Below are 19,809 nucleotides of genomic sequence, written 5' to 3'. Positions count from 1 at the left end.
GCCCGTGCGGCGGGAACTCTTTCGTGGCCAGGTCGAAAGGCCGGACAGAGGTTGGCGGCGATGCGGCTCAATCTGAAGAAAATCGCGGCGATGCTGCTGCTCGTGGCCTTGCCTTCGGGCGCCCCGATGGCCGAGGAAGTCCCCGCCGCCGCTGTAGCCGACAACGAGATCCGCATCGGCAATGTCATGCCCTATACCGGGCCGCTCGCGGCGTTCGGCAGCATCGGCCGCGCGGAAGCCGCCTATTTCGACATGGTCAACGAGCACGGCGGGATCAACGGCCGCACGGTGCGCTTCATTTCCTATGACGACAGCGCAGATCCGGTGACGACGCGGGAACAGACCCGCAAGCTGGTGGAGACCGACAAGGTGTGGCTGATGTTCGGCTCGTTCGGCACGCCGCAAAACCTCGCTGTCCGCCCCTATCTCAACGAGCGCAAGATTCCGCAGCTCTTTATCGCCTCGGGTGACGAGGAATGGAGCCGGCCAAAATCCTTCCCCTGGACCATGGGTTTTCCGCCGACCTTCCGCGCCGAGGGGCGCATCTATGCCAACTACATCCAGGCCTCCTATGCGGAGCGCAGGATTGCCGTGCTCTGGCAAAACGACCAGTTCGGCCGCGATATGTTTCGCGGGCTGCAGGAGGGGCTGGGCGATACCGCGCGCATGATCGTCTCCGATATCGCCGTCGACGGTTCGGAGAAATCGGTCGATGCGCAGATCGACGTGCTGCAGAGCTCGGGCGCGGAAATCGTGCTGCTGGATGTGGCGCCCCCCATCGCCGCGCTGGCGATCCGACGCATGAACGACATCGGCTGGCATCCCGTTCTGCTGCTCGACAACGCGTCCGCCTCGATCGCCAACGCGCTGAGGCCTGGAGGGCTTGAGAATTCGATCGGCGTGATCTCGACGGCTTTCCTGAAAGACGCCAGCGATCCCGCCTGGAAGGACGATGCGGGCATGAAGGCCTGGTCGGCCTTCATGGACAAATATTATCCGGATGGCGACAAGGCCGACAGCAACGCCGTGTTCGGCTATGCGGCGGCCGAGACCATGGCGCAGGTCTTGCGACAATGCGGCGACGATCTTTCGCGCGAGAACATCATGCACCAGGCGGCTTCGCTCAATCACTTTCAAAGCTCGGTGGTGCTGCCGGGCATCGCCATCAACACCGGGCCAAGCGATTACCGTCCGATCGAACAGATGCGGTTGGTGCAATTCGACGGCTACACTTGGCAGCCGATCGGCGAGGTGATCGAGAGCGCCTTCGTGGGGACCACGGGTCAGGATCGACCGAATTGACCGTCGCGCGCATTCCGGTGGGCGATGCATGCAATCGAGGGCTGCAATGACAGTGCGCGGAAACCATGGCGGAAAATCCGCCGCTGGAAATGGGCGTTTACGTCCCTAGATAGGGCATAGTTTCTAATGCCCGCATTTTGACGTATTTCAGGAGGCCAGGATGGTCCTGAAAGCTATTGTCCCGGTTCTCGTCGGCACCACGCTGCTGCTCGGCGGCAGCGCCGCCTGGGCGGCCGATTATCGGCCCGACGAGTTCCTGAACCTCGATCTGTCCAAGGCTGTGCTGTCACCGAAGCGGCTTGGGCCGCCAGGCGAGTTTGCGCAGGTCCCGGTCGAGGCCAAGAGCGAGCCCTCCGGTATCGTGTCGCGAAACGCGCAGCCGAAGAAAGTGGCGGTCGAGCGCGTCAAGAGCGCGCCCGTTCGCGCCGAGCTGAAGTCGCCTGCGCATCGCGCGAGCCGGGTTGCCCAGGCGCGTAGCAAGCCGCGCGGCGCGGGTCGCGTTCACCTCGCCCATCGGCATGGCAATCCGTTGAATGCGCAAGCCATGGATACGCGCATCCAGAAATGGCCTTGCAACCCTGACAACGGCGGCATCTGCGCCTGGCGCTGATGGGGCGGCAACGGCCCGGGCAGGCGTAACTTGCAGCGAGCTCTCAAGTAAACCCGTCATCCCGAGGAGGCCGCGAATCGCGGCCGTCTCGAAGGATGAGCGGCCCGCTCTCGCAGCGGGGCGTACATCCTTCGAGGCTCGCTTTCGCGAGCGCCTTAGGATGACGATCGACTGGCGTGCCTCGAGGCGAGATGGAGAGGTCGCGACATCTTGTAGCCGGCAGCCTTGATCCGCCGCGTGCCTTGCAGGCAGACTGCTTGCGGCGGTTCCGCCATTTCGATGCTTTCAGCCAATATTCGTTTGCCCGTCGGCGGCGGCTTGCGCCCCGCCGGTATCGCTTCAGGAGTTAACATGGACCATCTGCAAACCCAGGGCATCAGCCTGCCGCGGCTCGGGCTCGGCACGTACCGCATGCAGGGCGATGTCTGCCGCGCCGCGGTCGAGAGCGCGCTCGCACTCGGCTATCGCCATATCGACACCGCCGAGATGTACGCCAACGAGGATGCAATCGGGCCCGCTATTGCGGCCGCCGGCATCGCCCGCAACGAGCTGCACGTCACCACCAAGGTCTGGCACGAGAATCTCGCGCCGGATGCGATCCGCAGGGCGTTCGATGCCAGCTTGAAGAAGCTCAGGCTCGACTTCGTCGATCTCTATCTCGTGCACTGGCCGTCGCGCAGCATGAACCTGCCGGCCGTGTTCGAGACGCTGATGAAGCTGAAAGAGGAAGGGCGCACCCGCGCGATCGGCGTCGCCAATTTCACCCTCGCGCTGCTCAAGACCACAATCGAGGACATCGAGGCGCCAATCGCGTGCAACCAGATCGAGTATCACGTGATGCTCGACCAATCGAAGGTCAAGAACTATCTCGATGCCAAAGGCATTCCGATGGTGGCCTATTGTCCGCTGGCGCAGGGCCGCGCCGCAAGCGACGAGACGGTGATGAAGATCGGCAGGAAGCACAATGCGACCGCCGCGCAAGTGGCGCTGAAATGGTTGCTCGACCAGAAAGGCGTCGCCGCGATCCCGAAGGCTTCGCGCAGCGAAAGCCAGAAGGCCAATCTCGATGCGCTGAAGCTGACCCTGGACGACGAGGATCGCAAGGCGATCGCGGCCTTGCCCAAGGACAAGCGTCTTGTGAGTCCCGGCTTCGCGCCGGCCTGGGATTGACCGCCAAGAGCCGCCATTGCGAGCCAACGGGTCGGCGCGAAGCGTCGCCCGATGACAGGCTCCGCGAAGCAATCCAGCCTGACTGCGCGGAAGCAATCTGGATTCGTTCGTCCGCTTCGCTGCTCGCAATGATGGGAAAAAGCAAAAAGAATGGCCCCTTGCGGGGCCATTCTCGTGTCGTGCCTCACCTCAGTAACTGTCGTAGTGGCGCTTGATCACGACCGTCCGGCCGGGGCGGTGATGGTACCAACCCTCGTGCAAGCCGTAGTCGCGATGCATGCGGTATTCAGCGCGTGCGTCGAACGGATGATGGTGCCTCTTGATCACCACCGTGTCCGCGCTCGCAACCGTCGGCAGAGCAACCGCCAGCGCGCCGAAGGCAAGAGCGGCGAGTCCAATCTTCCTCATACTGTCCTCCTCCGATTGAACGCAGTTTAAAACTTCGCCTGCGGCCGAACGTTCCGACGAAACCGCAAGAGAATTCTGAACAACCGTTCAGCTTCGCGCGCCGGACACGCGTCGGCTCGATCCGCGCAGCTTGTCGCTTGCTCGAAGCAGACGCGCGTGCTTCGGCGACTGCGCTAATCAACGATCGCCTGATACACCAGCGCGTTGATCTTCTGCCGGTAGTACCAGCGGATCGGCCCTGGCGCGGCCGAGAGATAGACCACGACGAGTTCTTCCTTGGGGTCGACCCACCAATCCGTGCCGCTTGCACCCGGCCAGGAGAACTGCCCGACCGATCCCATCATCTTGACGACACCCGGCGTGGTGCGTACGGCGAGCCCGAGCCCGAAGCCGTAATCGGAGCGGGTGGGATCTGCATTGCCGATCAGGTTTTTGATGTTGGGCCCGAGTTGGTCCGACAGCATATAGGCGACCGTCTTCGGCCCGAGCAGGCGTGCCTCGCCAAAGCGTCCGCCGTTCATCAGCATGGTCGCGAAGCGCAAATAGTCCGATGCCGTTGATGCCGCGCAGCCGCCGCCGCATTCGAATTTGAGCGGCTCGGTCAACTCCGGACTGCGCGCCTGCGGCTTGCCGGTGTCGGGGTCGGCCGGCAGCGGCTTCGCATAGCGCGCGGCCTTTTCAGGCGAGATCGCAAAGCCCGTGTCGGTCATCCCCAAGGGCGCGAACAGATTGGCCTGCAGGTACTGTCCGAGCGATTGTCCGGTGATCTTCTCGATCGTGAGCCCGAGCACGTCCAGACCAAAGCCGTAATCCCAAACGGAGGCCGGCTGATACAAAAGCGGCAGCGACGCGAGCTTGTCCATGAAGGCGGCGCCGTCGTACTCGCGCGCGGCATCCGCGCTGCCCGCCGGATACATCTTGTGCACGAGCGTCGTGCCGCGCCCGCCATAGATCAGGCCGGATGTATGGCGCATCAGGTCCTGGATCAGGATCGGGCGAATGGTTGGTACCGTGTCGGCAGTCGGCTCGCCATAGCCGTCGCGCTTGGCCACCCGCATCTCGGCAAATTTCGGAAAGTATTTCGACAGGGGATCGCCGATCAGGAGCTTACCCTGCTCATAGAGCAGCAGCGCGCCCACCGTCGTCATGGGCTTGGTCATGGAGGCGATGTTGAAGATGGTGTCGGTGGTCATCGCCGCATTGGCCGCCTTGTCGCGATAGCCATAGGCGTCGAACATCACGAGCTTGCCGTGCCGGGCGATCGCGATCACCGCGCCGGGAATTCGACCGGCATCGACATCCGCCTGGATCGCCGCCCCGATCCGCCCCAGCCTCTCAGCGGAGAAGCCGACGTTTTCGGGCCTCGCGCGGGGCAGGGGGTCTCCAGCAAATGCCGATGTGCAAGCAAACAAGCAGAGTGCTGCGACGAGCGTTCGCATCGGTCCCATATGCGTTTCCCTTTTTCGGCCTTGTCGGCGCGTGTTTATTCGGCAGTGAAGACTATCGACGCGCATTGCATCGGGCCAGATGCGTTTTGGGTTGGGCGGCCATGTCTTCGAGGATGCACTCAGCCGCGTTTTCGCGGAGGCGTCGGCTTCTCATCCTGGGCGGAACGTCTGCGTTCAATCGCGCCTGGGTCCGGCAGCACGGCAGGCCGCGCCGAGGCAATTGATCTGTGTCAATGCGATGCTGCGGCCGCTTGGCGACGATGGCAAAACCATTGGGATCCGAAACGTGGCAAACATGGAAATGCTATCGCCCGCGCCGGCGCTTGCCGGTCCAACCGTTCGAGCAACGCTCGACGGCCGTCCGTTGTCGTGCGCCGAAAGCGACTTTCTCAAGCAGATGGGCGATCGGTTGCGCGTCATGCGGCTCTGCCGCAGGCTGTCGCGGCGCGAGCTGTCGCGCAGATCTCAGATCTCCGAGCGCTACATCGCCCGTATCGAGGCCGGCACAGGCAATGTTTCGATCGTGCTGTTGCTTCGTCTGGCCCAAGCTCTGGCCGGCGAGCAGATGCCCGACGCCGAACGGATGGCCACGACAGGAGATCGCCTTTGGGAGAGCTTGTTCTAGCCGCGAGGGCGGCATGGCCGACACGCGCCTTACCTCTTACCGCAAGCGCGGGGAGAAGCGAAGTTTGCGCGTTCAGGGCCGGACCGCGAGCCCTGGTATTTCCGCAGGCATGGCACAAAGCCGATGCGCGCCAGCCTGCGTCAGCTCATCTCGCGTGCCAAAACCATAGAGCACGCCCAGCGCGCGCATGCGGTTATTGCGCGCGCCCACGATGTCATAGCTCCGGTCACCGACCATCAGCGCGTCCGCCGGATCGATACGCGTGGTCTCGAGCGCGTATTTCAACAGCTCGGTCTTGTCGGTTCGCCTGCCGTCCAATTCCGAGCCGAACACGTGCTCGAAATACGCACCCAGCTTGAAATGCTCGATGATGCGCGTCGCATAGACGCGGGCCTTGCTGGTGGCGACGAAGAGCCGGCGGGAGCCGTCGGCAAGCACAGCCAGCGTCTCCTCGATGCCGGCATAGACGGCGTTCTCGTACAGCCCGATGTCGCTGAAGCGCTCGCGATACAGCAGCAATGCGCGATCCGCGAGATGGGGCTCGCCGAGCAGTCGCAGCAAGCTCGCGTGCAGGGGCGGCCCGATGCACCAGGTAAGGTCATCTTCGCTGGGCGCCTCGCGGCCGAGTTTTTCGAGCGCATATCGGATCGAGCGCGTGATGCCGATTTTGGGATCGGTCAGCGTTCCGTCGAGGTCGAAGAAAATCGTGTTCATATGGATTGTGCTAGTCGGCCGGGCGCGGCCTGTCTAGCCACCTCTCGCACGAACCTCCATCTGGCGGCGATGGCAGGCTCCCTGTCTCTCCGCGCCGGAGAGAGGGAGCACCGAATGCAGCTCTCTCTAGCCCCGCGCCTTCTCCACATTGGCGATCCGGACCGGCACGCCGAATTCGCGCCGGCAGACATCGGCGAGCAGCGCGACGCCTTCGCGGATCTGCTGATGCGAGGGACTGGCGAAGCACAGCCGCAGGCGGCTCTTGGAATATCCGCCGTCGGTCGACCATTCCGGCCCCGGGTTGATCGAGACGCCGGCGGCGAGCGCCGATTGATAGAGCTTTGGCGTGTCGACATTGTCGGGGAGCTTGACCCAGAGAAAGATCCCGCCCTTCGGCTCCTCGAACTCGGCGGCGGTGCCAAACTGCTCGTTCAGCGCCTCCATGAGCGTGTCGAGTTTCTTGCGTAGCGCGCGGCGGAGCTCGGGAACATGCGAGACGAAATGCGGTACGCAATATTCAGCGAGCACCATCTGTTCCAGCGCACCGGAGCCGGCATCGGTCTTCAGCGCCAGCATGCGCGACATGATCTCCCAGGGCGCCACCACGAATCCGACCCGCAGCGCCGGCGCGATCGATTTTGAGAACGAGCCGATATGGATCACCCCGCCATTCCTGGCCATCGCATGGATCGCAGGCGGCCGCTTGCCGTCCCAGATCAGGTCCGCATAGCAGTCGTCCTCGAAAATCGGGACGCCGTAAGCCTCCGAGAGCCGCAGCAGCTCGGCACGGCGCGACGCCGGCATGATGCTGCCGGTCGGGTTTTGCACGGTCGGAATGGTGTAGATATATTTGGGCCGGATGCTGCGGGCCTTGAGATCGGCGAGGGCCGAGGCGAGCGCATCCATGCGCATGCCGTCCTGGTCGAGCGGGATACCAACCACATTGACGCCGAGCCGCGTCAACCGGTTCAGCGATCCCTGATAGGTCTCCTGCTCGACGATGACGGTGTCGCCGCGTGCCAGCAATGTGTGGTTGACGAGGTCGAGTGCTTGCAGCGACCCGGAGACGATCAGGATGTCGTCCGGGCTGGCCGCGATGCCCGCATCGCGCTGCAATTTCGCGGTGAGAAATTCACGCAGGGGCCGATAGCCCTGCGGACCGTGGGCGAGATTGTAGGTGGCGAGCCCTTTGCCTTCGCGGCGGAGCACCGCATCGACCGCCGCGATCAAGCCATCGACCGGCACCTGGTCGGGGTCGTTGTTGCCGCCCACAAAGCTGTATTTAGCAAGGCCCGTCCATTTCGCCGCAGGCTGCGGCAAGCCTGCCGGGAAGAGCGGAGCAAAATCGAATGCGGCCGGGGTCATGGACGGGCGTCTCCCTGTTTTTGGTTGCGCCGACCTTGGCGATGGAGAAGCGGGCTCGTCAATGGTTTTTCCGGAATGCGGCGCATCCCTGAGCTGCAAACGATCCTTGAAAGCCGCCTGGAAGCGAGGTTCTGCCCTGCATCATAATGCTGGCATAGGGTTCCCATTCCGGCTAATGCTCGCTCGAGAGACATGAGATTTTAGAGAGATGGCCGATACGATTCAGGAAGTTCTGGAAGCTTTTGCCAACGGCGAACTCGTCGTCGTCACCGACGATGATGACCGCGAGGGCGAGGGCGATCTGATCGTCGCTGCCTCGTTGTGCACGCCGGAAAAGATGGCCTTCATCATTCGCCACACGTCAGGGATCGTCTGCGCGCCGATCACCCAGGAGGATGCACGCCGGCTGCGGCTCGATCCGATGGTCGCGCACAACGACTCGGCGCACACGACGGCATTTACGGTGTCGATCGACTATAAGCCCGATGGCGGCACCGGAATTTCGGCGGAGGAACGCGCCTCCTGCTGTCGGGCGCTCGCCAACCCGAATGTCGGCGCCGACGATTTTGCGCGGCCGGGACATGTGTTCCCGCTGATCGCCCGCGAGGGCGGGGTGCTCCTGCGTTCCGGCCACACCGAGGCCGCGGTCGACCTCTGCAAGCTGTCCGGCCTGCCGCCGGTCGGCGTCATCAGCGAACTGATGAACGACGACGGTACGGTGATGAAGGGCGAGCAGGTCGCCCGCTTCGCCGCCGCCAACAAGCTGAAGCATGTCACCATCGCCGACCTCATCGCTTATCGCCAGGCCCGCGAGAAGCTGATCGAGCGGGTCTCGACCTTTACGATGGAAAGCCCGATCGGTCCGTTGCAGGGCTATGCCTATCGCTCGCCGTTCGATGAGATCACCCATGCCGCTTTCGTCTATAACGGGATCGGCGATGGCCGACGAGTGCTGACCCGGCTGCACAAGCCGAACATCGTCAAGGACCTGTTCACTGGATCGGAGCGCATGCAGGTGGTTCTGCAGCATTTCAAACGCGCCGGACGCGGTGTCCTGGTCTACTTGCGCGACGGCGCGGCCGGCGTTCCCGTCGAGCCTGTCGGCGAAACCAAAACCGCGGAAGCCGATCGTCACAGGCAGTGGCGCGAGGTCGGCGTCGGCGCGCAGATCCTGCGTGATCTCGGCGTCACCTCCATCATCAATCTCACCTCGTCGGTGCATGACTACAAGGGATTGTCCGGCTTCGGCATCGAGATCGTCGCCAACGAGCGGTTGGACATTTAGCTCCCACCATTGGCCGTCATTCCGGGGCGATGCGCAGCATCGAACCCAGAATCTCGAAGTTGTGGCGCGAGAGTCCGGGTTCGTCGCTAGCGCCGACGCCCCGGAATGACGGGATGTTCCGGATGCAATTGCGCTTGGCGCGATGGCGTTCTAATTTGTAGGCCAATTCCGTTAAGTCTGATGCGAAAGGATTTCTCATGAGCGTGCGCCCTCAGGCCAAGGACAAGCCGTCCGCGGCATCTTTCAAGTGGGACGATCCGTTCCTGCTTGACGAGCAGCTCACAGAAGACGAGCGCATGATCCGCGACACTGCGCGCGCCTATGCGCAGGAGAAGTTGCTGCCGCGCGTCATCAAGGCCTACCTGGAGGAAAAGACCGATCGCGAGATCTTCAACGAGATGGGCGAGCTCGGCCTGATCGGCGTTACGCTGCCGGAGGAATATGGCTGCGCCAATGCGAGCTATGTGGCCTATGGCCTGGTGGCGCGCGAAATCGAACGTGTCGATAGCGGCTATCGCTCGATGAACTCGGTGCAGTCCTCGCTGGTGATGTATCCGATCTACGCCTATGGCGATGAGACCCAGCGCAAGAAATACCTGCCCAAGCTCGCGACCGGCGAATGGGTCGGCTGCTTCGGCCTCACGGAGCCCGATGCCGGTTCCGACCCCGGCGGCATGAAAACCCGTGCCGAGAAGGTGTCGGACGGCTACCGCCTGACTGGCACGAAGATGTGGATCTCCAATGCCCCGATCGCTGACGTCTTCGTGGTCTGGGCCAAGTCGGCCGAGCACAACAACCAGATCCGCGGCTTCATTCTCGAGAAGGGCATGAAAGGCCTGTCGGCGCCGAAAATCGGCGGCAAGCTGTCGCTGCGCGCCTCCATCACCGGCGAGGTGGTGATGGAGGGTGTGGTGGTGCCGGAAAGCGCGTTGTTGCCGAACGTGTCGGGGCTGAAGGGTCCGTTCGGCTGCCTCAACCGCGCCCGCTACGGTATTTCCTGGGGCGCCATGGGTGCCGCGGAAGACTGCATGCACCGGGCGCGGCAATACACGCTGGACCGCAAGCAGTTTAACCGTCCGCTGGCGGCGACGCAGCTCGTCCAGAAGAAGCTGGCGGATATGGAGACGGAGATCGCGCTCGGCCTGCAGGGCTCTTTGCGCGTCGGCCGTCTCATGGACGAGGGCAAGATGGCGCCGGAGATGATCTCCATCGTCAAGCGCAACAATTGCGGCAAGGCGCTCGACATCGCGCGGACCTGCCGCGACATGCATGGCGGCAACGGCATCCAGATCGAATATCACGTGATGCGCCATGTTGCGAACCTGGAAACCGTCAATACCTACGAAGGCACCCACGACGTGCACGCGCTGATCCTCGGCCGCGCGATCACCGGGATCCAGGCGTTTTCGTGAGGTGACGAGGGCGGGGCCGCGTCCTTGCATTCCGCTGTCGTCGTCCGCCAGCGGGTCTCGCCTTCGGCGAGCCCGATGACAGGCTCCAACTGACGATCCGGTTCCAGAGGCGGTCCAGAAGAGCGGTGTTTACTGGATATCCCGCCTTCTCGGGGTATGACGAGCGAGGGTGGGGCGCCCTCGTGCCCATTGCGTAAGACAGGCATCTCCGATGGCCGATAACGACGACATCCCCTTCAACCGCAACTTCCCCTTAAAACCCGGCGTGGTCGAGGAAGTGCGGCCGGGCGTGCGGCGCGTGCTGTGCGACAATCCGAGCCCGTTCACCTTCACCGGCACGGTCAGCTACATTATCGGGAAAGGCAAGGTCGCGATCCTCGATCCCGGTCCGGACAATGAGGCGCATGCGAAGGCGCTGCTCGATGCCCTGCGCGGCGAGACCGTGACGCATATCGTCGTCACCCACACCCATCGCGATCATTCCCCGAACACCGGCCGCATCAAGCAGGCGACCGGCGCCACCGTGTATGCCGAAGGCCCGCATCGCGCCTCGCGCCCGCGCTATGAGAGCGAGAAGCACAACCCGGAATCCGGCGCCGACCGCGAATTTGCGCCGGACGTTGCGCTCGCCCATGGCGACGTCATCGAAGGAGCGGGGTGGCGGCTCGAGGCGGTGGCCACACCCGGCCACACCGCCAATCACATGGCTTTCGCATGGCCGGAGCAGAAGGTCAATTTTGTCGGCGACCATGTGATGGGCTGGTCGACCTCGATCGTCGCGCCGCCGGATGGATCGATGGTCGATTACATGGCCTCCTTGGAGCGGCTCGCGAGCCGCAACGAGGATCTTTATTTCTCCGGCCATGGTCCGGAAATTCCGGAAGGGCCGCGCTATGTGCGCTTCCTCATCCGCCACCGCAAGGCGCGCGAGGCCTCGATCCTGCATCGCCTCGGCAAGGGCGAGGCGGACATTCCGACCCTGGTGCGCGCAATCTATATCGGCATCGATCCCCGCCTCACCACCGCCGCCGGCTATTCGGTGCTGGCGCATCTGGAAGACCTCGTCGCGCGCGGCGTGGTCGCAACCGAAGGCGATCCGGTGATCGGCGGGACATATCGGCTCGCCTCATGATCCGCCATTCCCGGCGCGTCAGCGCGAAAGGCGCACTCTCTCAACGTCGTCATTGCGAGGAGCGAAGCGGACGAAGCAATCCAGACTGCATCCGCGGAGAAAGTCTGGAGTGCTTCGCCGCGCCGCCAATGACGACGTTGAGAGAAAGCGGGTCCACGGCTTCGCCGCGCCCCGGAATGACGACTTGTCACGACGTCATTTTTTCACCGTTCTTGCCGGTGCCTTCGGCTGCGGTGGTGGCGGCGGCTTCTTGGCCGGTTTCTGGCTGTCCGCTTCCGCCGCGGCATTGAGATCATCGATGAATTTGGAGATGCGCGCGGCATTGCTGCCGAGGTCGCTCTGGAAATAGCGCGATGAGGAGCGGATATCGACGCGAGAGTCCTCGCCGTCCGGCTGCACCCGGATCGAGACGTCCTCGCGAAAACCCATGATCGGCGTGCGTGCCACCGCCTCGATACGGCCGATGCCGCGCGGCGGCTGCGGCGGACGTTCGTCGATGATCAACCATTTGCGTTTGTTGGCGAGCCGCAGCGCGAGCGCATAGGCGCGATCGACCGGAATCTCCAGGCTCACCGGCTCGATATCGGGATAGGCCTTGCGCTGCTGCTCGGCGGAATAGAGCCCCGCATAGGCGGCGGGATTGGTGTCCTCACCGGTGCGCAGCCGGCTCAACGCCTCGAAACGCGGCGGATCAATCGGGTCTGTCGTGATGTCGTGGATCGGCGGTAGCCTGCGATATTGGAACACGAGATAGGCGGGGTAGGCGAGCACCAGGGCGTCGATCAGGAACGCCAGTAAGATACGGCTCATGCCGCGGGTGCCGTTCTGCCAGATCGCGGCGAAACCGGCGAACCCGATCAGGATGGAAAGTCCCGCAAGGGCGAGCGCGCCGAAAAAGGTCGCGAGCGCCGGCTTCACCTCAAGAAAGCCGAAGCGGACGATGACGATCGAGACCAGCACCGCGACGATGGAGAACACCGCGAGGTTGCGCGCCCAGCTTGCTAGGCTGGAGATGGGCTCCGAGAGATAGGGAGCGGAGAACCTGCGGGCCATCGTCTAATCCACTGCGGATGGGCCACCCGTCCCGGTCACGCGGGCGGCTCAAGCGCTAGCTGCCTAGCGCACTTTTTGGTCCGCAGGGAAGGGGCTTCATAGGAGGTTTCGGCCGAAGTGGTGAGCAGAAAACCGCGCCCGGCTTTGCAGCGGGGCGCGGTTTTGCCTCAATGCGTCGTCACGAGCGGGCAGGCGGAATCGGACAACTTTCCGAACGCTTCCTCGCCCGACATGGTCTGGACCAGCTTGTAATAGTCCCAGGGATATTTGGACTCTTCCGGCTTCTTCACCTGCATGATGTACATCTCATGTTCCATCAAGCCGTCGGCGCGGATCTTGCCATTGCTGGTGAACATGTCGTCGATTTTCATCTTGTGCAACTCGGACATCACCTTGTCGGAATCGGTGGTGCCCGCGGCCTTCACTGCGTTCAGATAGGCCAGCGTGGCGGAGTAGTACGCCGCCTGGTTCATGGTCGGCTCGCGCTGGGTCTTCGCGAAATACCGCTTTGCGAAGGCGCGGGTCTTGTCGTTGAGGTCCCAATACCAGCCGGTGGTGAGATAAAGCCCCTTGGCGGTGCTCAAGCCCAGGCTGTGGATGTCGCTGATGAAGGCGAGCAGCGCCGCGGGCTTCATTGAGTTGGCGATGCCGAACTCATCGGCCGCCTTGATCGAGTTGGTGAAGTCGTTGCCGGCGTTGGCGAGCCCCAGCACCTGGGCGCCGGAGTTCTGCGCCTGCAAGAGATAGCTCGAGAAATCCGAGGTCGAGAGCGGTACGCGCACCGCGCCGACGACCTTGCCGCCACTGGCTTCGACCACCTTGGCGGCGGCTTCCTGTAGCTGTGTGCCGAACGCATAGTCGGCGGTGAGGAAGAACCAGGTCTTGCCGCCCTGATTCACCATGGTCTTCGCCGTACCGTTGGCGAGCGAGGTGGTGTCGTAGGCGTAGTGCACGGTGTAAGGCGTGCAGTCCTTGCCGGTCAGCGATGCGCCGGCCGCGCCGATTGCGATGAACGGTATCTTCTTTTCCTTCGCGGCGTTTGCCATGGCGAGGCTGACGCCGGTGTTCGAGCCGCCGAGGATCATGGTCACGCCGTCGCGGTCGGCCCACTCGCGGAATTTCTGTGCGCCCACGTCAGGCTTGTTCTGATGGTCGGTCTCCATGAACTCGATCTTGTTGCCGAGCACGGTGCCGCCGAAATCCTCAATCGCCATCTTGGCGGCCACGACGCCGCCGGGGCCGATCACGTCGGCATAGAGGCCGGACATGTCATCGATATCGCCGATCACCACCCTGTTTCCGGCCGCGTGCGCGCTCGTGGCAAGCGCCGCGAAAAACAGCCACGGCAAAGTCCGTCTCGCGATTGATCCTGTCATATGGGCGTTCCCTGGGCTTCTGGTTCTAAACTGGCGGGAAATTAGAAAGGCAGCCCCCTGCTTCCAATTCGCCTTTCGTCGCTGTTTCACGCCAAGCCGCCGCCAGCGTTAACCGATCTGGACTATCTGTCCGTCATGCCCCGCGAAAGCGGGTATCCAGTAATCTCTGTTGTTTGGCTCAAATTTCTGCCGCCTCTGGAATACTGGATCGTCCGGTCGAGCCGGACGATGACCGCGGAGTGGGTGGACCCAGCCCTCAATGACACGGCCTCCGCCCGCGAGGGCCGGAGGCCGCTTCATGCTGGATGTTTCGGGCGTCAGGCCGCGGCGTTCGGGAAGCTGTAGTTCCTGAACTGCTCGCGCAGCGCGGTCTTGAGGATCTTGCCGGTGGCGGTGTGGGGAATGCCGTCGACAAAGGCGACGTCGTCGGGCATCCACCATTTGGCGATCTTGCCTTCCATGAACTTCAAGATGTCCTCGCGCGTCGCCTTCTGACCCTGCTTCAACTGCACGATCAGAAGCGGCCGTTCGTCCCATTTGGGATGATGAACGCCGATCACAGCGGCTTCCGCGACCGCCGGATGGGCGACCGCGAGATTCTCCAGGTCAATGGAGGAAATCCACTCGCCGCCGGACTTGATCACGTCCTTGGAACGGTCAGTGATGCGCATGTAGCCGTGCGCGTCGATGGTCGCGACATCGCCGGTATCGAAATAGCCCTCCTCATCGAGGATGTTGGTGTCGACGCGATAATAGGCCTTCGAAACCGCCGGGCCGCTCACTTTCAGCCGGCCGAAGGTCTTGCCGTCCCAGGGCAATTTGTTGCCGCTATCGTCGGTGATCTTCATCTGCACGCCAAATGGCGGATAGCCCTGCAACTGCAGCACGTCGAGACGCTCTTCGCCGGTGGTTTTCGCAAACGGTGGCTTCAGCGTGGCCAGCGTGCCGAGCGGGCTCATCTCGGTCATGCCCCAGGCATGGCGCACCTGGACGCCCATCTCGACGAAAGCCTTGATCATCGAGCGCGGCATCGCCGAGCCGCCGCAGACCACCATCTTCAGATGCGGCAGCTTGAGGTTGTTGCTGCTCATGTAGTTCAGCAGCATCAGCCAAACGGTCGGCACGCCCGCGGTGTGGCTGACTTGCTCCGTGTCGAGAAGCTCGAAGACCGAGGCGCCGTCGAGCTTCGGGCCCGGCATGACCAGCTTGGTGCCCATCGAGGGCGCGGAAAAGGCGATGCCCCAGCTATTGGCATGGAACAAAGGTACGACGGGAAGCATGGTGTCCGAGGCGGACGTGCCGAGCGCGTCCTTGGAGTTGGCCATCAGCGCATGCAACACGTTGGACCGATGCGAATACAGAACGCCCTTGGGATCGCCCGTGGTGCCCGAGGTGTAGCACATCGCGGCGGCGGTGTTCTCGTCGAAGCTCTTCCAGGCGAAATCGCCGTCGCAACTTCCGATCCAGTCCTCGTAAGCAACCGCGTTCTTCAGCGATGTCTCCGGCATATGCGCCTCGTCGGTGAGCACCACATAGCGCTCGACACTCGCCATCTTGTCGGCGATCTTTTCCAGCATCGGCACGAAGGTGAGATCGGTCAGCACGATGCGATCTTGCGCGTGATTGATGATCCAGGCGATCTGGTCGGGAAACAGGCGCGGATTGACGGTGTGGCAGATCGCGCCCATGCCCATGATGCCGTACCAGCATTCGAGATGCCGCCAGGTGTTCCAGGCGATTGTGGCGATGCGGTCGCCGAACCTGATGCCGTCGCGCGTGAGCGCCTGCGAGACCTTCAACGCACGATCGTGGATCTGTTTGTAGTTGGTGCGGTGGATGGGCCCTTCGACCGATCGTGTGACGACCTCTTGAGTGCCGTGAATTGTCGCCGCGTGTTCGATAATGCGATGGCACAGCAAGGGCCAGTCTTGCATCAAACCAAGCATTCGGACGTTCCTCCAGTGTTTCCCCTCTTGCCAAGGACTGCCACGAAACTTAGCGCGGGCCAAGAGGTGCGCAAATGGCGAAGGCGCGGCATAATGGTTACCGCTGCAATCGCGCTGGCGCTTGTCGGCAGCTTGGCCCAGCCGGCGCCAGCGTCTGCACGCAAGTCGGCCCATACGATCTGGGGCGAGCTGTTCGGAGCTCCGCCAAAGCCGCGCCGCCTCGCCCATGCGGTGAAGGTGCCGTTGCCAAAGCCACGTCCGCCCGATGCGCCGAAGGCGGAAGCGGCGACCGAGGCCAGGGGCGAGCCCGAAATACCGCCGGCGATCCGGCCGCCGGCCCCGCCACCGGCGGCTTCCTCTGAACACAAGCCGGCCGAGCAGGCGACGGCGCCGGCTGCTCCCGAACCCTCGGCGTGCCGGCAGGCGTTGACCGAGGACGTTGCGATTGCGCCATCACTTCCTCCGATCCATGACCCGGGCGGCTGCGGCGGCGACGATCTGGTGCGGCTGGAGGCGATCGTGCTGCCCGACAAGCACCGCGTGGCGGTGTCGCCGGCGGCGACGCTGCGCTGCCCCATGGCCGCCGCGATCGCCGACTGGGTCCGCGCCGACATCGCGCCGCTTGCGCAAGAGCTCGGCAGCCGGCTTGCCGAGCTCGACAATTTCGAGTCCTACGAGTGCCGCAACTTCAACGGCGTGAAGGGCGCGCATTTGTCCGAGCATGGACATGCCAACGCGCTCGACGTGCACGGCTTTAAGCTCGCCGACGGCCGCGAGATCGTGCTGACCGACCGTGACGAGCCGCGGTCGTTGCGCGAGGACATGCTGCATTCGGCCTGCACGCGCTTCACTACCGTGCTGGGGCCGGACTCGGACTGGCATCATGAGGACCACATCCATCTCGACCTGATGGAGCGCCACAACAACTACCGCATCTGCCAATGGGACGTGCTGGACCCGCTGCCGAAGGTCGCCCCGCTGCTGCCGTCCGAGCGCCCCGCAGAAGCGCCGCCGCGGCAGGTGGCGAACAAGGAGGAGCAGAACAAGGCAGAGGCGCCATCGAAGGAGCAGGCGCAGCAGCCGGAGAAGACAATTCCTGCGGCCGAAGCGGCAAAGCCGGATACGCAGCAGACTCGCAAGGTGGGCAAAGCGAGGCGCGCCCAAAGGCGACACGCCCAATAAAAAAGCGCCGGCTGTACCGGCGCTTTTTCACCCCAAGCTTGACGCCCCCCTCACTGGAACAGCGGGAAACTGCTGCTGCCACCTTGCAATGCGAGCGTCGAATTGTACGGGGAGTCGCCCTTGTGGGGCTCGAGCACCACCACGATGGTGCCGACCTTCACCCGATTATAGAGATCGATCGCGTCCTCGTTGGTCAGGCGGATGCAGCCCGACGAGATCGAGGCGCCGATATATTCCGGCTGGTTGGTGCCGTGGATGCGGAACAGCGTGTCCTTGCCGTTGGCATAGAGATACATCGCCCGCGAGCCCATCGGGTTGTCGGGGCCGGGTGCGACATAGGTCGGCACGCCCAGCCGCTCGATTTCGCCCTTGGTCGGGTGCCAGGCCGGCCATTCCGTCATCGCGCCGATCTTGGCGATGCCGGACCAGGCCATCGCTTCTTCGCCCACGGTGATGCCGTAGCGGATCGCCTTGCCGCCATCGAGCACGTAATAAAGGTAGTGGTTGTCGGAATCGACCACGATCGAGCCGGGCGCTTCCTTGCGGTGATATTCCACGATGGCGCGGCGGAACGGCTCCGGAACCGGTACGTTGGTATAGCGGATCTTCGACAGAAGCTCCTTGTCGTGCGGCTTGAAATTGGCGGTGTTGGTGGCCTCGTAGGTCGTGGCCTGCATGCAGCCCGACAACAACAGGCCGGCGGCCAATACGGCCAGTTTCACTTTCAGCGACGGCATGGTTCACTTCCGGATTCTGAAGGCACAAGCGTAGCTTGAACGCCAAGTTTGCGCCGCAAACGCCACGATTCAGTTAAGCCACAATACCGTCGAAGCGCGCCACAATTCCAGCTTTGAGAACGATTCGCCGCGATGCAGGAGCTCGGTTGTGGCTTTTTTGCCGCAATCACGGCGGCGTGAGGCTGATTTTTGGGCAACATGGGCCGGGTTTGCGCCGCTTTGCCGTCAGGCGACACCGAAGTTTCCACACCGGAGGCTTGTGCACAACAAGGTCCGCCATGGTTAACGCGGCCGTCACTTGGTGACTGGCATAATCCGTCCAAGTCCCGTAGGGCAGGTCACGTCGTCCCGGCGTCTCTGGAGTTCCTGATGTTTTCCGTGTTTGTCCCCTCCGAGTCCGCTCTGAAGAAGGCCACCATCACGGATTTTGCCGCGCTGCCGGATAACGCGGTGTGGATCGACCTGGTCAACCCGACCATGCCCGAGGACAAGGCGGTCGAGCGGCTCGCCGGGATCGCGGTGCCGACGCGGGAGGACATGCAGGAGATCGAGATCTCCAGCCGGCTCTATATCGAGAACGGCGCGCGCTACATGACGGCGACGTTGATGTGTCAGTCCGACACCGACATGCCGCGCACGACGGCGGTGACCTTCATCCTCGCCGGCCATCGCCTGGTCACGGTGCGCTATGACACGCCAAAGCCCTTTGCCGTGGTGGAATACAAGCTCGCGCGCTCCTGTTCCCCCGCGATCACCGGCGAGCAGGTGCTGATGGAATTGCTGGATGCCGTGATCGACCGCTGCGCCGACATTCTGGAGCGAGTCGGCGCCGACATCGACCAGGTCTCTCACGACATTTTCGAGCCCGACAGCGAGCGCCACGGCCACGCCAAGCAATATTCGCGCATCCTGATCGCGATCGGCCGCAAGGGAGACCTGACGTCCAAGGTGCGTGAAAGCCTCGTCTCGATCGGCCGCCTCGTCACCTTCCTGTCCGCGGTGGTCGAGGGCGTGAAATGGTCGAAGGACATGCGCGAGCAGCTCAAGACCATGCAGCGCGACGTCGGCTCGCTCACCGATCACGCCTCTTATCTTTCCAACAAAATCACCTTCGTGCTCGATGCCATGCTCGGCGTCGTCAATCTCGAGCAGAACAACATCATCAAGCTGTTCTCGGTGATGGCCGTGGTGTTGATGCCGCCGACGCTGATCGCCTCGATCTACGGCATGAACTTCAAGGATATGCCGGAGCTGCAATGGCATCTTGGCTACCCGCTCGCGATCGTCGCCATGGTCGCTGCCGCGGTCGTGCCGTACTACATCTTCAAATTGAAGAAGTGGCTGTAGCTCACCTCGAGCGGGGCGAGGTGAGCAAACGCAGAGCCCGCTGTTCCCTGTGCCCCAACCCCACCCGTAAAATTTGAGTGGTGTGCTGAAGATTTGAGCGAAACTTGTTGGTTAGGGTCCCTGCCAGCATGATCCGGAGCCGGAGGCTTGGTTGAAGCGGTGCGAGCAGCCGGTTTTCCCTTCAGCAAACGAAGGAGAAGCGTTTGCGCGGCGATCATGCGCGAACAGTTAAGGATGAGCGCTTGCCGCGATTGGCTGACGCGCTTGCGGCGTGAGGACCCCAATGGTTGAGAAACTCATAACACCGTCTCCGAACGTCGTTGACCTCGCGCGCTACCGCGGCCGCGCCGAAGATTGTCGCGCGCCTGCGCTCTCCCCGCGCGTCTGCCGCCATTGCGGCGCCGCGCTGAGCGAGGGCGAGCGCGAGGAAGAATGCTCCGGCGCGTTCGCCGTCGACGTCGCCGACCAACGCCTCCGCTGGCAGGCCGCGCAGATCTTGCGCAGCTTGAGTTGAGGACCGCGTGGTCGTTCCGAGCGCCGGCCAAACCAATCGGCACCCACCGTCCTGCCGCTTTGTCTCTCAGTAGATTTCCGGATTTCATCCTTAATCCTTTCTTCGCGCTGTCGGTCTAAACCGATTCAATCGTGCGCAAATGCATTTGTTTTTTGATTTTGCCAGACATCGCGCGGGCAACCG

The 19,809-nt window shown here is 63.1% G+C and carries 18 protein-coding genes; 10 read left to right on the top strand and 8 right to left on the bottom strand.

Annotation, left to right across the window (positions count from 1 at the left end):
* Positions 1-60 precede the first annotated feature (60 nt).
* The 3 genes from F758_RS0124725 to F758_RS0124715 all read left to right on the top strand — a co-directional run bounded on the left by F758_RS0124725 (position 61) and on the right by F758_RS0124715 (position 3,082).
* Positions 61-1,302 carry an ABC transporter substrate-binding protein gene (locus F758_RS0124725; RefSeq protein WP_024510390.1) on the top strand — a complete coding sequence of 414 codons (1,242 nt, stop codon included), beginning with the start codon at positions 61-63 and terminating at the stop codon, positions 1,300-1,302.
* Positions 1,303-1,462: 160 nt separating this feature from the next.
* Positions 1,463-1,912, top strand: a complete 450-nt coding sequence (locus F758_RS0124720; protein ID WP_024510389.1) for a hypothetical protein — start codon at positions 1,463-1,465, stop codon at positions 1,910-1,912.
* A 351-nt stretch (positions 1,913-2,263) separates the two neighbouring features.
* Positions 2,264-3,082: an aldo/keto reductase gene (locus F758_RS0124715; RefSeq protein WP_024510388.1), complete on the top strand. Its 819-nt coding sequence runs from the start codon at positions 2,264-2,266 to the stop codon at positions 3,080-3,082.
* A 189-nt stretch (positions 3,083-3,271) separates the two neighbouring features.
* On the opposite strand, the gene F758_RS0124710 is transcribed toward F758_RS0124715, so the two are convergent.
* Both F758_RS0124710 and F758_RS0124705 read right to left on the bottom strand, forming a co-directional pair.
* On the bottom strand, positions 3,272-3,490 hold the full coding sequence (locus tag F758_RS0124710) for a hypothetical protein (RefSeq protein WP_024510387.1): 219 nt from the start codon (positions 3,488-3,490) through the stop codon (positions 3,272-3,274).
* Between the two features lie 173 nt (positions 3,491-3,663).
* Complete coding sequence (locus tag F758_RS0124705; protein WP_198026559.1) at positions 3,664-4,938, bottom strand: serine hydrolase domain-containing protein; 1,275 nt, start codon at positions 4,936-4,938, stop codon at positions 3,664-3,666.
* Positions 4,939-5,239: 301 nt separating this feature from the next.
* Between F758_RS0124705 and F758_RS0124700 the strand changes: the two genes are divergently transcribed.
* Positions 5,240-5,563: a helix-turn-helix domain-containing protein gene (locus F758_RS0124700; protein ID WP_024510385.1), complete on the top strand. Its 324-nt coding sequence runs from the start codon at positions 5,240-5,242 to the stop codon at positions 5,561-5,563.
* Positions 5,564-5,635: 72 nt separating this feature from the next.
* Here F758_RS0124700 and F758_RS0124695 read toward each other — a convergent pair whose 3' ends face one another.
* Positions 5,636-6,277, bottom strand: a complete 642-nt coding sequence (locus F758_RS0124695) for an HAD family hydrolase (protein ID WP_024510384.1) — start codon at positions 6,275-6,277, stop codon at positions 5,636-5,638.
* A gap of 126 nt (positions 6,278-6,403) precedes the next feature.
* Complete coding sequence (locus F758_RS0124690) at positions 6,404-7,642, bottom strand: aminotransferase-like domain-containing protein (protein ID WP_024510383.1); 1,239 nt, start codon at positions 7,640-7,642, stop codon at positions 6,404-6,406.
* A gap of 208 nt (positions 7,643-7,850) precedes the next feature.
* Here F758_RS0124690 and ribB point away from each other — a divergent pair, with 208 nt between their 5' ends.
* From ribB to F758_RS0124670, 3 genes are all read left to right on the top strand, one after another.
* A complete protein-coding gene (gene ribB / locus F758_RS0124685; protein ID WP_024510382.1) occupies positions 7,851-8,927 on the top strand; it encodes a 3,4-dihydroxy-2-butanone-4-phosphate synthase in 1,077 nt (358 codons plus the stop codon).
* A gap of 197 nt (positions 8,928-9,124) precedes the next feature.
* On the top strand, positions 9,125-10,339 hold the full coding sequence (locus F758_RS0124675; protein WP_024510381.1) for an acyl-CoA dehydrogenase: 1,215 nt from the start codon (positions 9,125-9,127) through the stop codon (positions 10,337-10,339).
* Positions 10,340-10,550: 211 nt separating this feature from the next.
* Positions 10,551-11,471: an MBL fold metallo-hydrolase gene (locus tag F758_RS0124670; protein ID WP_024510380.1), complete on the top strand. Its 921-nt coding sequence runs from the start codon at positions 10,551-10,553 to the stop codon at positions 11,469-11,471.
* 195 nt (positions 11,472-11,666) lie between these two features.
* Here the strand turns inward: F758_RS0124670 and F758_RS0124665 are convergent, their stop codons facing one another.
* From F758_RS0124665 to F758_RS0124655, 3 genes are all read right to left on the bottom strand, one after another.
* Positions 11,667-12,524 (bottom strand): DUF1499 domain-containing protein, encoded by an 858-nt coding sequence (locus F758_RS0124665; protein WP_024510379.1) that lies wholly within the window; start codon positions 12,522-12,524, stop codon positions 11,667-11,669.
* Between the two features lie 167 nt (positions 12,525-12,691).
* Positions 12,692-13,900 (bottom strand): ABC transporter substrate-binding protein, encoded by a 1,209-nt coding sequence (locus tag F758_RS0124660; RefSeq protein ID WP_024510378.1) that lies wholly within the window; start codon positions 13,898-13,900, stop codon positions 12,692-12,694.
* A 317-nt stretch (positions 13,901-14,217) separates the two neighbouring features.
* A complete protein-coding gene (locus F758_RS0124655; protein ID WP_024510377.1) occupies positions 14,218-15,846 on the bottom strand; it encodes a fatty-acid--CoA ligase in 1,629 nt (542 codons plus the stop codon).
* A gap of 93 nt (positions 15,847-15,939) precedes the next feature.
* Between F758_RS0124655 and F758_RS0124650 the strand changes: the two genes are divergently transcribed.
* Complete coding sequence (locus F758_RS0124650; RefSeq protein ID WP_024510376.1) at positions 15,940-17,028, top strand: extensin family protein; 1,089 nt, start codon at positions 15,940-15,942, stop codon at positions 17,026-17,028.
* Between the two features lie 50 nt (positions 17,029-17,078).
* Here F758_RS0124650 and F758_RS0124645 read toward each other — a convergent pair whose 3' ends face one another.
* Positions 17,079-17,765: a L,D-transpeptidase gene (locus F758_RS0124645; RefSeq protein ID WP_024510375.1), complete on the bottom strand. Its 687-nt coding sequence runs from the start codon at positions 17,763-17,765 to the stop codon at positions 17,079-17,081.
* Between the two features lie 369 nt (positions 17,766-18,134).
* Here F758_RS0124645 and F758_RS0124640 point away from each other — a divergent pair, with 369 nt between their 5' ends.
* Both F758_RS0124640 and F758_RS0124635 read left to right on the top strand, forming a co-directional pair.
* Entirely contained in the window at positions 18,135-19,112 is a 978-nt protein-coding gene (locus tag F758_RS0124640; RefSeq protein WP_024510374.1) for a magnesium transporter CorA family protein, read from the top strand.
* Between the two features lie 283 nt (positions 19,113-19,395).
* The gene (locus F758_RS0124635; protein WP_024510373.1) at positions 19,396-19,626 is read left to right on the top strand and encodes a hypothetical protein; all 231 of its coding nucleotides are present in this window, start codon (positions 19,396-19,398) and stop codon (positions 19,624-19,626) included.
* The last annotated feature ends 183 nt before the right edge of the window (positions 19,627-19,809 follow it).

This window comes from Bradyrhizobium sp. ARR65, from assembly GCF_000472385.1.
Lineage (GTDB): Bacteria > Pseudomonadota > Alphaproteobacteria > Rhizobiales > Xanthobacteraceae > Bradyrhizobium.
This window is presented reverse-complemented; position numbering and strand designations above follow the sequence as displayed.

What these genes read in the sequence shown, in the direction of transcription:
- F758_RS0124705 (WP_198026559.1), bottom strand. Translation starts at nt 4,938, where the DNA reads ATGGGACCGATGCGAACGCTCGTCGCAGCACTCTGCTTGTTTGCTTGC.
- F758_RS0124665 (WP_024510379.1), bottom strand. Translation starts at nt 12,524, where the DNA reads ATGGCCCGCAGGTTCTCCGCTCCCTATCTCTCGGAGCCCATCTCCAGC.
- F758_RS0124660 (WP_024510378.1), bottom strand. Translation starts at nt 13,900, where the DNA reads ATGACAGGATCAATCGCGAGACGGACTTTGCCGTGGCTGTTTTTCGCG.
- F758_RS0124715 (WP_024510388.1), top strand. Translation starts at nt 2,264, where the DNA reads ATGGACCATCTGCAAACCCAGGGCATCAGCCTGCCGCGGCTCGGGCTC.
- F758_RS0124640 (WP_024510374.1), top strand. Translation starts at nt 18,135, where the DNA reads ATGTTTTCCGTGTTTGTCCCCTCCGAGTCCGCTCTGAAGAAGGCCACC.
- F758_RS0124690 (WP_024510383.1), bottom strand. Translation starts at nt 7,642, where the DNA reads ATGACCCCGGCCGCATTCGATTTTGCTCCGCTCTTCCCGGCAGGCTTG.
- F758_RS0124700 (WP_024510385.1), top strand. Translation starts at nt 5,240, where the DNA reads ATGCTATCGCCCGCGCCGGCGCTTGCCGGTCCAACCGTTCGAGCAACG.
- F758_RS0124695 (WP_024510384.1), bottom strand. Translation starts at nt 6,277, where the DNA reads ATGAACACGATTTTCTTCGACCTCGACGGAACGCTGACCGATCCCAAA.
- F758_RS0124645 (WP_024510375.1), bottom strand. Translation starts at nt 17,765, where the DNA reads ATGCCGTCGCTGAAAGTGAAACTGGCCGTATTGGCCGCCGGCCTGTTG.
- F758_RS0124710 (WP_024510387.1), bottom strand. Translation starts at nt 3,490, where the DNA reads ATGAGGAAGATTGGACTCGCCGCTCTTGCCTTCGGCGCGCTGGCGGTT.
- F758_RS0124675 (WP_024510381.1), top strand. Translation starts at nt 9,125, where the DNA reads ATGAGCGTGCGCCCTCAGGCCAAGGACAAGCCGTCCGCGGCATCTTTC.
- F758_RS0124650 (WP_024510376.1), top strand. Translation starts at nt 15,940, where the DNA reads ATGGTTACCGCTGCAATCGCGCTGGCGCTTGTCGGCAGCTTGGCCCAG.
- F758_RS0124635 (WP_024510373.1), top strand. Translation starts at nt 19,396, where the DNA reads ATGGTTGAGAAACTCATAACACCGTCTCCGAACGTCGTTGACCTCGCG.
- F758_RS0124720 (WP_024510389.1), top strand. Translation starts at nt 1,463, where the DNA reads ATGGTCCTGAAAGCTATTGTCCCGGTTCTCGTCGGCACCACGCTGCTG.
- F758_RS0124670 (WP_024510380.1), top strand. Translation starts at nt 10,551, where the DNA reads ATGGCCGATAACGACGACATCCCCTTCAACCGCAACTTCCCCTTAAAA.
- F758_RS0124725 (WP_024510390.1), top strand. Translation starts at nt 61, where the DNA reads ATGCGGCTCAATCTGAAGAAAATCGCGGCGATGCTGCTGCTCGTGGCC.
- ribB (WP_024510382.1), top strand. Translation starts at nt 7,851, where the DNA reads ATGGCCGATACGATTCAGGAAGTTCTGGAAGCTTTTGCCAACGGCGAA.
- F758_RS0124655 (WP_024510377.1), bottom strand. Translation starts at nt 15,846, where the DNA reads ATGCTTGGTTTGATGCAAGACTGGCCCTTGCTGTGCCATCGCATTATC.